The following is a 13,876-nucleotide window of genomic DNA, read 5'->3' as shown; positions in this document are numbered from 1 at the left end:
CATGGCGGCGCGCTCGAACTGGCGGTCGAACTGGCCGGGCAAATCGCGGCCTTCCCGCAAAATTGCCTGCGCAATGACCGCGCGTCGGCGCTGGCGCAGTGGGAACTGAGCGATGCGCAGGCGATCGCGCTTGAGGCAAAGCTCGGCCGCGAGACGATCAGCAGCGGCGAGACATTGACCGGCGCGGGCAGCTTTGCTGGCGGCAAGGGGCGGCACGGCGCGTTTTGAGGCACCTGGTTCGCGCCGCTTTTCCCCAGATAATCGACTTTCTTCCCTCGCCATGCTTAGGGCGCGCTGCTAGTCGGCTGACCTATGGCTGACGATGTGCACGCCGCAAGCGGCGAAATGTTTGCGCTCAAACAGTTTGGTCGCTCAAACATTCGCGTAGGTCACATAACGAATGAGGCTGTCCCTTGCGAGACAGCCCCTAACGCTAATCCGTTCCGCCATCTGGCAAAAACCAGCATATACATCACAGCGCGGCGATGCCGGTGGTAACACTGTGATGCAAGCGAGAAGCTACACAACACCACTAAACAATTCAACAATTGATTGAGGATAAGGCGGAACGGATGGGATTCGAACCCATGGGGAGTTACCACACTCCCGACCGATTATAAGTCGGCTGCCTTAACCACTCGGCCACCGTTCCGAGAATCCTTCATGCCCTAGTTAGCATTGCAGTTCAAGGGACAAACGTAGGAAATCGACTTTCCTATGCCTTTGAGACAAAACGATCTTTTAGTTTAAATCAATAAAAACAATGATTTGTACTTGACGATGCTGTTTTCCGAAGTTATGGCTTTATGCCATAACTTTTACCCGTGGATATCTTAGGCTTTCGCACTCTTCTTAGTCGCTAAAGCGCCGGCGCGATTGTCACTGGATGAAGCCGGTACCATCGCGTTCGAGACCCGGCTGGGCGGCGCCATAAGCACTAGCGGAGAGTCGCTGAAAGGCGCGGGCGGCAAAGGGCGCACGGTTCGTTCAGCTGAACAGCGAGGGCATCCGGTGGCATCGCCGTTTTTCCCCAGAAATCCCGCCGCGCCCTCTCGCTTTGCGGCATTCGCGCTGCTAGTCGGCTGACCTATGGCTGATGATGTGCGCGCCGGACCCGGCGACGATATCCCTGAAATCGAGAACACCGCCTTCGACCGCGCCCTGTCGGACCGCTATCTCGTCTATGCGCTCTCCACGATCACCGCGCGGTCGCTGCCCGATCTGCGCGATGGCCTCAAACCCGTGCATCGCCGCCTGCTGTGGGCGATGCGTCAGCTCAAGCTCGATCCGGCCAGCGGTTACAAGAAAAGCGCGCGTGTGGTCGGCGATGTCATTGGTAAATATCACCCGCACGGTGATGCCTCGGTTTACGATGCCATGGTCCGCCTCGCGCAGGATTTCGTGCTGCGCTATCCGCTGGTCGATGGCCAGGGCAATTTCGGCAATGTCGATGGCGATAATGCGGCGGCCTATCGCTACACCGAAGCGCGGCTGACCCGCACCGCGATCGAGCTGATGAGCGGGCTCGACGAAGGCACTGTCGATTTCAAGCCGACCTACAATGGCGAGGAAGAAGAGCCCGAGATATTCCCCGGCCTGTTCCCCAATCTGCTCGCCAACGGTGCCAGCGGCATCGCGGTGGGCATGGCGACGTCGATCCCGTCACACAATGTGGCCGAGGTCATCAATGCGGCGATGCTGCTGATCGATACGCCCACGGCCACGCATGATGACATCATGGCGGTCTTCCACGGGCCGGACTTCGCGACGGGCGGCATGTTGGTGGACAGCCCCGAGACGATCAGCGCGTCTTATCGCACCGGGCGCGGCGCGTTTCGCCTGCGCGCACGCTATTCGACCGGCAAGGATGCGGATGGGCTGTGGGAACCGCACGGCATCGAAAAGCTGCCCGGCGGCACCTGGCAGCTGGTGATCAGCGAAATCCCCTATCAGGTGCAAAAGGGCAAGCTGATTGAGCAGATCGCGACCCTGATTGCTGACAAAAAGCTGCCGATCCTCGCCGATGTGCGCGATGAATCGGATGAACTGATCCGCATCATCATCGAACCCAAAAGCCGCAATGTTGACCCCGATGTGCTGAAGGACAGCCTGTTCCGGCTGACCGATCTCGAGGTGCGCTTTTCGCTCAATCTCAATGTGCTCGATGAGACCCGCACGCCGGGCGTGATGGGCATTAAGCCGCTGCTGCAATCATGGCTGCGCCACCAGATCATCATATTGATCAACCGCACCCAGCACCGGCTCGACAAGATCGCGTCGCGGCTGGAGCTGCTGCGCGGCTATATCATCGCGTTCCTCAATCTGGACCGGGTGATCGAGATCATCCGCACCCAGGACGAGCCCAAGCCGGTGATGATTGCCGAGTTCGAACTCAACGACCGGCAGGCCGAGGCGATCCTCAACATGCGCCTGCGTTCGCTCCGCCGCCTTGAGGAGATGGAACTGCGCCGCGAGCATGACCTGCTGATCAAGGAGGCCGAGGGGCTGGAAAAGCTGCTCGCGAGCCCGGCCTTGCAGAAAAAGCGCCTCAAGCAGGACCTGACCAAGCTGCGCGCGCTTTACGGCGAAGACACCGCCATCGCGCGCAGACGCACCAGCATCGAGGAGGCCGCACCGGCGCGCGAGATTCCGCTGGAGGCGATGATCGAACGCGAGCCGGTGACCGTGATCCTGTCGCGGCGCGGCTGGATCAAGGCGATGAAGGGCCATGCCGATCTGGCGCTGAGCGAGATCACCAAGTTCAAGGAGGGCGATGGCCCGGCCTTCGCATTCCATGCCTATTCGACCGACAAGCTGCTGATCGCGGTCGATAATGGCCGCTTTTACACGCTCGGCGCTGAAAAACTGCCCGGCGCGCGCGGCTTTGGCGAGCCGGTGCGCACCATGATTGATGTCGAGGGTGATGCGCAGATCATCCATGTCATCGCCTATGATCCTAAGGCAAAGCTGTTGCTCGCCGCCTCCAACGGGCGCGGGTTTCTGGCTGATATGGCCGAACTGATTGCTGAAACCCGCAAAGGCCGACAGGTGGTCAATCTGAAGCCGGGCGTGCGACTGCTGGTGGTGCGTGCCGTCGCCGCCGGGGCCGATCATGTCGCGGTGATCGGCGAGAACCGCAAGCTGGTGGTGTTTCCATTGAGCGAACTGCCGGTCATGGCGCGCGGGCAGGGGGTGCAGCTGCAACGCTACCGCGATGGCATGCTGTCCGACGCCACGACCTTCCGCATGGAAGACGGACTCAGCTGGACGATGGGCGGCGACAGCGGCCGGATGCGCACCGAAAAGGACATGGGCCTGTGGCGGGCGGCGCGTGGCGCGGCGGGTCGTTTGCCCCCCAACGGCTTTCCACGCGCCAATCGTTTTGATGGCTAACGAAACCCCACGTCCTTAAGTTAATTTTACTATTTTAGCGCTAGCGTCCAGCCACCATGGCGAGAAAATCTGCAACGCTTAATCAAACGACTGATCTTTGCCCCAAACCGCAGATTCTGCCACCGGGGGCTGGAGGCGACGCGCTGCGCGCGTTGATCGACACGTTGCCGATGCCGGCTGCCATCGTCACATTGGCCGATGGCAGCCCGGAAGTTGTGATCAGCAACGCCGCATTTTCAGACCAGCATTTCGGCACGCAGGAGCATGCGCGGGTTGACCCGGCGATATTGGATGAGCTTGTCGCCGCAGCTGGTCGAAGCGACAGCGGGCGCACCACCCGACGTTGGACGACCGACGACCCATTGATGGCGCGCTGCTATGATGTAACCGCCGCAAGAATTGAACTGCCCAGCCTGATATGGCCGCATTTTATGGTGAGCTTTCAGGACCGCACCAGCGAAATTGAAAGCCACGAGTGTTTCCGGCGCGAAACCATGCGCGATAGCCTGACTGGCATGCCCAATCGTGCAGGCTTTGAGGACGAGGTGGACAATCGGCTGCGCGATCTGTCGCGTGTAAACGGGCCGACCAAGATTGTATCCTTTGCCATCATCACGCTCGACATGACGCGTTTCAGCCAGATCAACGAGTGTGCCGGTTCCGTCGTTGGGGATGAGCTGATCATCACCGTTGCGCGCCGCATGATGGGACGGATGCGCAAGAACGATATTGTCGGCCGGATCGGCGGCAATGAATTTGCGGTGTTCGTGCCGCTGCGGAAGGGCGAAAAAGAGGTCCACAAGATCGTTGAGCGCATCCGCGCCATCTTCGATCTTCCATACCGGCTTTCCGACCTTGAGATCCAAATCGACGGGGCGATTGGGGTCGCAATCGGCAAGCCTGCGGGCAATGATTGCGCGACCTATATCCGGCAATCGCAACTTGCGTTAAAACGCGCCAAGATCACGCGGCATACTGAAATTTACACGCCCGATGCGCTGGACAAGGCGCGCCGCCGGTTCACGCTGGAAACCGAACTGCGCAAGGCAATTGAGCGCGATCAGCTGCAACTGCATTTCCAGCCCTTGATCGACATGAACAACGGCTTTGTGATTGGCTATGAAGCGCTCGCCCGTTGGGAAGACCCGGCCTACGGGTCGATCCCCCCTGTTGAATTCATTCCGGTGGCCGAGGATTGCGGGCTGATCGTGCCGCTGGGTCGCTGGGCGATCGACAGGGCCTGCAAGGTCATGCGCGACTGGGAAAATCGTGCCGGAGAGACGTTGCCGATCAAGTTCAGCGTCAACGTCTCAGCGGTGCAGTTCGCCCGCGATGACATTCCCAAGGCGGTTGCCGACATATTGCAGGCCAATGGCACTGATCCGCGAAAGATATGCCTTGAGTTGACCGAATCGGTTGTGGTCAGTGACCCCGAGCGCGCTGCACAGGTCATGCATGCGCTGCGCGACATGAACATTGCGCTGGCGATGGATGATTTCGGCACCGGCTATTCAAACCTCGCTTATCTGCAGCAGCTGCCGATCGATGTGCTGAAGATCGATCGCAGTTTCATCTCGCGGATGCTCGAAGAGCGCGACCAGGCGGCAATTGTCCGCGCGGTGCTGTCGCTGGCCAGCGCGCTGGGCATCGAAACGACCGCAGAGGGCATCGAAAGCAAGCAGCTTTACAACGCGCTTGCGGCGCTGGGCTGTTCTTATGGACAGGGCTATTATTTCTCAAAGCCGCTGCCCGAGGACATGGCCTATGCCTATATGATCGGCAGAACCGGCTGATCAGCCTTTCACCGCGAGGCTGGTGGCAATCGCCAGCACGCGCGCCTCATCAGGAAATCCTTCCGCCACCCATGTTGCGCGGGTTTGCGCCAGCACGCGCGCGACCGCTGGCCCGGCAGAGACACCCATCGCCAGAATGTCTCGCCCGGCCAGCGGGAAGACGGGCACGGTCCAACCCTGCAGACGCGGCCATTCAGCGCTGAAAACGGCATCGGGCGCGCGCAGCAGCAGCCAGCCGGGCGTCAACTGCGGGTTCTGGTCGCTGGCGGCCACCCGCCTTGCATCAGGATTGTCCGGCCAGCAGCGCACATAGGCGGCGAGCGTGATCCGCTGCGCCTTTGACAGCCGCAGCCGCGAGGCCATATGTTCTGCGCCCGCAGCGTCGCCGGGCAGCAGCGCGGCGAGCCGCAGCAGGCTGTCGGGCTTCGCGTCAACCTGTGTTTCGCGGACCAGCAAACGGTCAAGCATGGCCAGCGCGTTATCCGCCATTTCGGGCAGAATCACGCTCCAGATGCCGGCCTCCAGCATCAACTGCGCTGCGCCGGCAGGGTCTGCGCTGCCCAGCATTAGCAGCAGTTCACGCGCGATGCGCTCGCGCGACAATGCCTTCAGCCGCGCAGCATGGGTGGTGCAGGCCTTGAGCGCGACAGCATCAGCAGTGCCGCTGAAGCGTGCGAAAAAGCGGAAGTACCGCAGGATGCGCAAGTGGTCCTCAAGGATGCGTTCGCTCGCATCGCCGATGAAGCGCACCCGTCGCGCCGCCAGATCACCAAGACCGCCGAAATAATCGGTGATCGCAAGTGTCCGCGGATCGGCGAACAGCGCGTTGATGGTAAAGTCGCGCCGCGCAGCATCCTCGCGCCAGTCGTCGGTGAAGGCGACCTCGGCATGGCGGCCATCGGTGGCGATGTCGCGGCGCAGGGTGGTGATCTCGACTGAGCCTAATGGCAGCACCGCTGTTACCGTGCCATGCGCGATGCCGGTGGGCACCGCCTTGATCCCCGCCGCGTCGAGCAGGCGCATGGTGTTTTCGGGCAACAGCCGCGTCGCGATGTCGATATCGCTCGCCGCGATGCCGAGCAGGCTGTCGCGCACTGCACCGCCAACATAGCGGCAGGCGTCGCCCTGCGGATCAATCGCGGCCAGCATGGCGTGAAGGTCATCGCGCTGCGTCCATGGTGCATCGATCATGGCGGCTTTGGTCGCGGGCGCACTCACGCTGAAATGCGCTCCAGCCGCCGCGAGAGGTTGGCAATGATCCCTGCGGTCACCCCCCAGATGCGGCGCTGGCCCCACATGATCTCGATATAGCGCCGCTGCTCCCCCTTCCAGACCACGGATTGCTCGATATGATTGGCCGGGTCGAGGATGAAGTCGAAGGGCACCTCAAACCATTCGGCGACTTCGCCGGGATTGGGGCTGTAGTCGAGATCGGGCGGGATGACGCCGAGCACCGGGGTGATCGCAAAGCCGCTGCCGCTGCGATATTCATCCGCTACGCCGACGATTTGCACGTTGTGCGCGGCAAGCCCCAGTTCCTCGTCCGCCTCGCGCAGTGCCGCAGCAATCGCATCGCGATCATCAGGGTCGATCTTGCCGCCCGGAAAGGCGACCTGGCCAGGGTGGCTGCGCAGATAGTCGGGGCGCTGGGTGAGGATGACGCCGGGCTTTGGCCGGTCGGTCACCGCGATCAGAACCGCTGCCGGAATATGCATGCCATTGTCCGGGGCGATATGGCGCTCATCGAATATCGATGCACCGCGCCCCTCGCTCAGCGACAATGCACGCTGCAGGCGATCAAACAGGCTCATGGCTGCGCGACACCATCGAGCCGGAAGCATGTGCCTTCGCTCCAGATCGACAGTGGGCCGTCGTCGTCCGATATTCCGCTGTCCGCCAGCGCCAGTTCGATCAGATCGTAATAGACCGCCCGCTCGATCCGCGCCTCAAGCCCACGAGTCAGCCCAAGGTAAGGGCGCGGCGCTTCAGTATCGCCGCGCATGATCAGCGGATGCGCGGCGCTGGCGATGACCAGCTCATCGGTGTTCAGGCGAAACGCGAGCCGCCGTTGCTCGCAGGACCCGTCGGATTTCAACTCCACCGCCAGCAGCGGCGCATCCTCGACCTCGATCCACTGCTTCTCATATGGAGTGACAAGCGCGTGACGGCCATCGTCCTCGCGCCGCAGGATGCTGGCAAACAGCCGCACCATCGCCGGGCGGCTGATCAGACCGCCCTTGTGATACCAGCGCCCGTCGGCGGCGATGCGCATATGGCTGTCGCTGCTCGCTGTGGGCGACCAGCTTTCCACCGGGGGCAGCTTGCGGGCTGCAACCAGCGCGGCGATATCGGTGAGCGACAGCGCCTGCAGTTCGGGGGGGGGATCATAGGGCATGGGTCAGCAGATAAGCACGCGGGCCGCCAGATGCAAAGCCTCGTGCCTGGCTTGTCAACGCTGCTGCGCGCGCCATGGCCCGAGCACCCCGCGTGGCGGCATGACGCTGTCGGGCCGCTGCAGCGCCATCAGCCGGTGCTGTTCATAGGGGCCGGGGAGTGACCAGCTGCCGGTCTTTTCGGTCGAGAAGCCAAAGCGGACGCCATAATAATCCGGGTCACCCAGCAGCACGAGCGGGATCTTCTCACCCACCCCCAGTGCGCCGAACACCGCCGCCATCAGCGCGCGGCCGATGCCCTGGTCCTGATGATCGGGCGCGACGCCCACCGGGCCGACGAGGATCATCGGCCAGGCCATGCCATCGGGATCGTGCAGCGCCACCGGCCAGCACTGGATGCTGCCGACCAGCCAACCCTCGCCATCGAGCGCGGCAAAGCTGAGCGCGGGCAGCGCCTCCATGCCTTCGCGCACCTTGTAAATGGGGCGCGAGGTGCGGTCTGCGCCGAACACGCGGTCGAGCAGTTCCTCAACCCAGGCGCTGTCGACCTGGTCGAGCGGAATGATCTGAAATTCTGACATAGGCGGGGAAGCATGGCCTGCTGAAACGTGAGGATTTAACCGGCCAATAGGGTCAGGGGCTTTCCAAGTCGAGCGCGATCACGCGGTATCGGGGGTAGCTGCCGATGTGCGCGGCAGTCGCCAGATGATGACGACCGTGACCAGCGCGATCAGCAGCGCGAGGATGAACGGCGCGCCGGGAAAGGGCGTCGGCCGGTCGGCAGCGATGAAGGTGGCGAGCAGGTTGTTGTAAAGCAACGGCGCGGCGAGCGCGGCCAGTGCCGTCAGGCTGCCGACCAGCCCCTGCAACTCGCCCTGCGCGTCACCCTCAACCCGGCGCGACATCATGGCGTTCAATGAGGGCATCACCATGCCCTGCACGCCGACCATGGCGCAGACCAGCAGCGCGGCAATGGTCGAAAGCGGTGCGGTGAACATCGCAAAGCCGACAATGCCGCCGACAAGCCCGATCAGCGCTACCTTGCGTTCGCCAAAGCGCGCCACCGCCGGGCCGATCACCTGTGACTGGAACACCACCAGCGACGCCCCGACGATGCCGAGCGAATAACCAATCATACGGCTGTCCCAGTCAAACTGGGCGATGGCGTAATAGGTCCAGGTCGCGGTGTAGATGCCCGAGCTGGTCATCCACAGCAGATAAGCGAGCGCGATCATCAGCAATGCCGGCTGATGCCTGAGGCCGATCAGCGCGCCCAGCGGATTTGCGCGGGCGATTTGGAACGGTCTTGCGCGCGCCATATCCATCGTTTCGCGAAACACGAACAGGCCGTAGATGCCGTTGGCAAGCGCGAGGCCTGCTGCGATGAAGAACGGCAGGCGCAGGCTGTATTCGGCGACAAGGCCGCCGACCGCCGGGCCGATGATGAAGCCAAGCCCAAAGGCCGCGCCGACCAGCCCGAAATTCCGCGCGCGTTCCTTGCTGCTGCTCATGTCGGCCATTGCGGCATTGGCCGGGCCAAACACCGCGCCCAGCGCTCCGGCGAGCATCCGCCCGGCAAACAGCCACGCCACATTGGGGGCAAGCCCCATCAGCGCATAATCGGCGGCGAAACCGAACAACGACAAGAGCAGCACCGGACGGCGGCCAAAGCGGTCACCCAGCCCGCCGATCGCCGGGCCAAAGGCAAACTGGAATAGCGCATAGCTCGCCGCAAGATAACCGCCGATCAGCGTTGCAGCAGGCAGATCGATCCCTTCAAGCTGCATGATCAGCGCGGGCAGCACCGGGATGACAATGCCAAAGCCCAATGCATAAATGAACACCGTCGCCATGATGAACCGGCGCGCATTGCGGCGTTCGGTCTCGCTCAGCCGCATGGCATGAAATGTCCTCGTCTCTGATCGCTTGTCATTTGTGTGCAGCTTATGTTTGCCATTGTCGAGCGGGGTTTATATGGATTGCTGCAATGCAACGGGGGGTAAGTTGATGGCATTGGCTGAAAAACCGCATGGTTCGATCTGGCTGGCGCGGCTATGCCTGCTGCTCGGTGCTGGCGCGGTGCTGATGGCACTGATCGGTGCGATAGGGGCCGGGCAGGACTGGTGGGGTAAGCTCGACGGGCTCAGCTTTGTCACCGCTGCTCTGGCTTTCGCCATTCTGGGCCTGCTGTTCTCGCTCGCGGTGCTTGTTCTGTATCGCAAGCGCGGCAAGACGATCCGTAATTTGACATTGATCGGCTTGGTCTGCTCGCTCGGCTATATCGCCTTTATCGCTTATTGGGTGGTCATCGGATCGAGTGTGCCGCAAATCCACGACATCACCACAAATCTCGACAATCCGCCTGAATTTCAGGTGCTGAAGCTGCGTCCCGATGACTTTGCCGACATTCCGGGGCGGGGTGATCCGGCCTATGCCGGGATGGATGCGATGGAACGCTGGAAGGTCCTGCACAAGCGCGCCTATGGTGATCTGAAGACACTGACGCTCAACATTCCGGTGCCCGAGGCGATTGCGCTCGCAGAAACGGTTGCCAAGGCGCGCGGCTGGGACATCGCGCATGTCAGCGCGGATGAAGGGCGGCTTGAGGCGGTCGATACCGTGTCGCTGTTCCGCTTCTACGATGATGTCGTGATCCGCGCCGAGCCGGGTCCGGGCGGGCTGACCACGCAGATCGACGTTCGGTCGGTCTCCCGCGTCGGCAAGAGCGACCTTGGCGTCAATGCCAAACGAATCAGAGGCTTTCTCAAGGAATTGCAGGCAACCGCTGCCAAGTAGTCTGACGATCAGCCGGGCTGGGTGAACGCTGTTTCAATCTCTTGCCGCACGGTGGGCACCAGCGCGGGGTCGGTGACCAGCGCCGTCTCTTCCTCGTCGCAGATCGCCAGGAAAGCGCGGCGCTTGAAATCGGCAATGTCGGCTGCGGGCAGCGCGTCCATTGGCCCAAGCGTCGACGCAATAATGTCGATCAGCCGTTCCGCCCCGTGCAGGCGGCCCCACAGATAGTCGTTCTCGCGATAGGCGCGGCTGAAAAATGCGCCAAAGCTGTTGAATTCGATGCCCTTCAGCGTCGCCTCTGCGCCGCCGGTGCGGATAGACTGCGCGTCGTCGGGTGAAATGCGGTCGACCTTGATCGGGTCATATTCGCTCAAACCATCGCCCTGCAGCAGCGGCAGTGTGGCGATATCGTAAAACGGAAAGCCCAGATAGGCGAGCAGCATAGAGCGGCGGCTGTCCTTGGGCAGCATCGCCAGCGCCTGGGCAAGCTGCTCATCGACAATTGCATCGGCAGAGCGCAGATCGCGACGCCGCGCCAGTTCGGTGAGCGCCTCGCCGGGATGGTCAATCGCGCGCTCGGCAATGTCGGCAAAGCCCTTGCCCAGCAGATCGGTGGTTTCACGGTCGAGATACTGCGCGAGGCATGCGTAGAGCGTGTCCTGCATCGCGACCACCGCCTCAGGCGGGGTGCGTCCGGAACTGGCGATGTCCTCGCCCAGCCGCCGCGCCAGAAAGCGCAAGCGGCGTACCCGGAAGCCGAGATCCTGCGAGCGGAAAAAATCGATGGCGGCCGGGGTCGCGCCGCCGCCCCGCTCTGACAGTTGGCCAAGCCCCTGTTCGCGCAAATGTGCGAGGATCGAATCGCGCAGCCGCTCGGCATAGAGGGCCTTTGGACCCGTGAAAGCGCGCTTGAAGGTGAAGATCATGTCCTCGACAATCGTCGAGAGCTTGAGCTGCCCGTACGCACCATAAGTAAAGCTCGCCATGTTTGCGGCACGGTCCTGCGCCTTGTTGCGCCACGCGGTGAGCCGCCGGGTGGTCGGATGATCGAGAAACAGCGTGTAGCCGAACAGTTTGCTGACCGTCGCCTCAACCTCGCTGCGCAAGGAATCGGTGATGTCACGCATCTGCCGCACGCGGTTGGTGCGCGCTTCGATGCTGTCGAGATTGTCGCGGATCGGCTGCTCGCGCGGAATGTCTGATATCGCGCCGAAGATGGTGGAGAAAAAGCCCGGCAACCTTTTACCCTTGGCATCGCGCTGGCTGGCGCTGTCCATGTTGTCGCCAAGATCGGGCTTGGGGTCGACATAAACGAACCGCCGGTCGACCTCGCGGTGCGCGGGCCGATTTTTAAGCGCATCGATGGCCTGTGCAAATGGCGCATTGGCCAGCACCGATCCATCGATCAGGATGATGCTTTCGGCCTCGTCATCGCGATACTGTTGCGGGAAGATGCGCTGCAGGAAGGTTTCGCGCCCCGGCCACAGCTTGGCTTTGGCGCTTAACATCCGGTCGAGTTCACCGACATTGAAGGGCGGAAAGGCGCCGGGAAAGCTGGCTGTGGCGCGCGCGGCGAACACCAGTTCGGCGGGGTCCGCGAGCGCATCGTCGCGGCCGCGCAGATAGCGAAACCCGATCGACAGGCGATGCTCGGTTTCGACCACTTCTGCCGGGCTGTTCAGTCGCAACCGTTCCAGATGGCCCTTGAAATCGGTGACGGTGACGAACAGGTCGAGCGGCTGGCCAATCGGGATCAGCTTTGGCCCCGCCGGGCTTGCCGCCATCGCCTCGGTCGCCTCATACAACAACCGTGAGAAGCCGGTGCCACTGAACGGCGGCGCAAACCAGCGCGCGCGCACCAGCCGCGACAGCTTGGTGCGCACCTCGGCGCGGGCGTCGGGGGCCACGGTGCGGTCAAGCGTGCCGCCTGGCTTTCGCAGCAACAGCCAGACCAGAGGCTGCGCCCAGAATTTGGTGAAGCGCGACCACGGCCGGGCATCGGGATCGAGCAGCTGATCGATATCGGCGCATTCCAGCCACAGCCGGGTCAGCGGTTCCAGCGATTGCCCGCTCGCCAGCGCCTGCGCCAGAAACACGCCGTTGATGCCGCCCGCGCTCGCCCCGGCGATGATATCGGGCAGCAGCCGCAGCTTGACCTGCGCCCGGGCTGCGATCTGTTCGATCAGGTCACGATACACGCCCTGGCTGCCGCTCGCGGGCGGGTCACCGGCATGAAAATTGCGGCTGGCCCTGGTGCCGCGCCAGATTTCCTTTGTGATGCCGTGCATATAGACCGCCAGGCTTATGCCGCCGTAACAGACCAGTGCGATGCGAAGTTCCTTCTGCCGCATGACGCTGACGCAGACCTTTTTCCCGGCGGACACTTGAAAAGCTATTCGGCCAGAATCTATCGATGTTACCGCTATTGGCAAGCGCAAAGCGGCAATTGCGTTCCAGTTTTGTTCAAGCTATGCCTTGGCCATGGCCAAACCACGCAAGAGCTTTGTCTGTCAGGCATGTGGCAGCGTGTCGAACCGCTGGCAGGGCCAGTGTGCCGATTGCGGCGAATGGAACACATTGGTTGAGCAGGGGGCGCCAACCACGTTTTCAGCGCGGCATGACCTGCAGACCGGTGGTCAGACCATCTTGCTGTCGCGGCTCGACAGCGCGGTCGCATTGCCGCCGCGCATCGCCACCGGCATCGCGGAATTTGACCGGGCGCTGGGCGGCGGTCTGGTGGCAGGATCGGCAACGCTGATGGGCGGTGATCCGGGGATTGGCAAGTCGACGCTGCTGCTGCAGGCGTCGGCCAATATGGCGCGGGTGGGGCACAGCGTCGTCTATATCAGCGGTGAGGAGGCCGCCGATCAGGTACGCCTGCGCGCGCTGCGGCTGGGGCTGGCGGATGCGCCGATGGAACTCGCCGCCGCGACATCGGTGCGCGATATTCTCACCACCATGCGCGCGATGGCTCCGCCGGTGCTGCTGGTCATCGATTCGATCCAGACGATGCACAGCGACCTGATCGAGGGCGCGCCTGGCACGGTCAGCCAGGTCCGCGCAAGCGCGCAGGAGCTGATCCGCTATGCCAAGAGCAGCGGCTGCGCGCTGATGCTAGTTGGCCATGTCACCAAGGACGGCAGCATCGCCGGACCCCGCGTTCTCGAGCATATGGTCGATACGGTGATGAGCTTCGAGGGCGAACGCAGCCACCAGTATCGCATCCTGCGCGCGATCAAGAACCGCTTTGGCGCGACCGAGGAAATCGGTGTGTTTGCGATGGAGGAAAGCGGGCTGACCGAGGTCGGCAATCCGTCGAGCCTGTTCCTGAGCGATCATGACGCACACACGCCGGGTACCGCCGTGTTCCCCGCGCTGGAGGGCACGCGCCCGGTGCTGGTAGAGATTCAGGCGCTCACCGTGCGGCTGGCGAGCGGGGCGACGCCGCGCCGCGCGGTTGTCGGCTGGGATAGCGGGCGGCTGGCGATGGTGCTGGCGGTG

Annotated in this window: 10 protein-coding genes, 1 tRNA gene and 1 pseudogene; 5 read left to right on the top strand and 7 right to left on the bottom strand. The window is 62.7% G+C overall.

Features of this window, described 5'->3' with window-relative positions; translation table 11 throughout:
* Positions 1-228: pseudogene (locus tag ACEW8G_RS10915) on the top strand (enoyl-CoA hydratase); the annotation flags it as partial.
* A gap of 336 nt (positions 229-564) precedes the next feature.
* On the opposite strand, the gene ACEW8G_RS10910 reads toward ACEW8G_RS10915, so the two are convergent.
* A tRNA-Ile gene (locus tag ACEW8G_RS10910) sits at positions 565-652 on the bottom strand.
* Positions 653-1,089: 437 nt separating this feature from the next.
* Between ACEW8G_RS10910 and parC the strand changes: the two genes are divergently transcribed.
* Positions 1,090-3,393, top strand: coding sequence for a DNA topoisomerase IV subunit A (parC, locus tag ACEW8G_RS10905; protein ID WP_373488445.1), 2,304 nt, complete (start codon positions 1,090-1,092; stop codon positions 3,391-3,393).
* A gap of 56 nt (positions 3,394-3,449) precedes the next feature.
* Positions 3,450-5,186 (top strand): putative bifunctional diguanylate cyclase/phosphodiesterase, encoded by a 1,737-nt coding sequence (locus tag ACEW8G_RS10900; RefSeq protein ID WP_373488444.1) that lies wholly within the window; start codon positions 3,450-3,452, stop codon positions 5,184-5,186.
* On the opposite strand, the gene ACEW8G_RS10895 is transcribed toward ACEW8G_RS10900, so the two are convergent.
* The 5 genes from ACEW8G_RS10895 to ACEW8G_RS10875 all read right to left on the bottom strand — a co-directional run bounded on the left by ACEW8G_RS10895 (position 5,187) and on the right by ACEW8G_RS10875 (position 9,477).
* Positions 5,187-6,377: a CCA tRNA nucleotidyltransferase gene (locus tag ACEW8G_RS10895; protein ID WP_373488446.1), complete on the bottom strand. Its 1,191-nt coding sequence runs from the start codon at positions 6,375-6,377 to the stop codon at positions 5,187-5,189.
* Positions 6,378-6,400: 23 nt separating this feature from the next.
* On the bottom strand, positions 6,401-6,997 hold the full coding sequence (locus tag ACEW8G_RS10890) for a CoA pyrophosphatase (RefSeq protein ID WP_373488443.1): 597 nt from the start codon (positions 6,995-6,997) through the stop codon (positions 6,401-6,403).
* Positions 6,994-7,581, bottom strand: coding sequence for a DUF1285 domain-containing protein (locus ACEW8G_RS10885; RefSeq protein ID WP_373488442.1), 588 nt, complete (start codon positions 7,579-7,581; stop codon positions 6,994-6,996). The genes ACEW8G_RS10890 and ACEW8G_RS10885 overlap by 4 nt, the downstream gene beginning before the upstream one ends.
* A 54-nt stretch (positions 7,582-7,635) precedes the next feature.
* Positions 7,636-8,160, bottom strand: a complete 525-nt coding sequence (locus ACEW8G_RS10880) for a GNAT family N-acetyltransferase (RefSeq protein ID WP_373488441.1) — start codon at positions 8,158-8,160, stop codon at positions 7,636-7,638.
* A 78-nt stretch (positions 8,161-8,238) separates the two neighbouring features.
* Positions 8,239-9,477 (bottom strand): MFS transporter, encoded by a 1,239-nt coding sequence (locus ACEW8G_RS10875; protein ID WP_373488440.1) that lies wholly within the window; start codon positions 9,475-9,477, stop codon positions 8,239-8,241.
* Positions 9,478-9,586: 109 nt separating this feature from the next.
* Here ACEW8G_RS10875 and ACEW8G_RS10870 point away from each other — a divergent pair, with 109 nt between their 5' ends.
* A complete protein-coding gene (locus ACEW8G_RS10870; protein WP_373488439.1) occupies positions 9,587-10,375 on the top strand; it encodes a DUF1499 domain-containing protein in 789 nt (262 codons plus the stop codon).
* A gap of 8 nt (positions 10,376-10,383) precedes the next feature.
* On the opposite strand, the gene ACEW8G_RS10865 is transcribed toward ACEW8G_RS10870, so the two are convergent.
* On the bottom strand, positions 10,384-12,726 hold the full coding sequence (locus tag ACEW8G_RS10865; protein WP_373488438.1) for a patatin-like protein: 2,343 nt from the start codon (positions 12,724-12,726) through the stop codon (positions 10,384-10,386).
* Between the two features lie 130 nt (positions 12,727-12,856).
* Between ACEW8G_RS10865 and radA the strand changes: the two genes are divergently transcribed.
* A partial coding sequence (gene radA, locus ACEW8G_RS10860; RefSeq protein WP_373488437.1) for a DNA repair protein RadA occupies positions 12,857-13,876 on the top strand: 1,020 nt, incomplete at its 3' end.

The organism is Blastomonas sp., from assembly GCF_041747255.1.
GTDB lineage: Bacteria > Pseudomonadota > Alphaproteobacteria > Sphingomonadales > Sphingomonadaceae > Blastomonas.
Note: the sequence above shows the minus strand (reverse complement) of the source record. Positions and strands in the feature narration are given on the sequence as shown.

Coding starts and splice junctions, on each gene's coding strand:
- ACEW8G_RS10895 (WP_373488446.1), bottom strand. CDS start 6,377: ATGATCGATGCACCATGGACGCAGCGCGATGACCTTCACGCCATGCTG.
- ACEW8G_RS10900 (WP_373488444.1), top strand. CDS start 3,450: ATGGCGAGAAAATCTGCAACGCTTAATCAAACGACTGATCTTTGCCCC.
- ACEW8G_RS10885 (WP_373488442.1), bottom strand. CDS start 7,581: ATGCCCTATGATCCCCCCCCCGAACTGCAGGCGCTGTCGCTCACCGAT.
- ACEW8G_RS10865 (WP_373488438.1), bottom strand. CDS start 12,726: ATGCGGCAGAAGGAACTTCGCATCGCACTGGTCTGTTACGGCGGCATA.
- ACEW8G_RS10870 (WP_373488439.1), top strand. CDS start 9,587: ATGGCATTGGCTGAAAAACCGCATGGTTCGATCTGGCTGGCGCGGCTA.
- ACEW8G_RS10875 (WP_373488440.1), bottom strand. CDS start 9,477: ATGCGGCTGAGCGAGACCGAACGCCGCAATGCGCGCCGGTTCATCATG.
- ACEW8G_RS10880 (WP_373488441.1), bottom strand. CDS start 8,160: ATGTCAGAATTTCAGATCATTCCGCTCGACCAGGTCGACAGCGCCTGG.
- parC (WP_373488445.1), top strand. CDS start 1,090: ATGGCTGATGATGTGCGCGCCGGACCCGGCGACGATATCCCTGAAATC.
- ACEW8G_RS10890 (WP_373488443.1), bottom strand. CDS start 6,997: ATGAGCCTGTTTGATCGCCTGCAGCGTGCATTGTCGCTGAGCGAGGGG.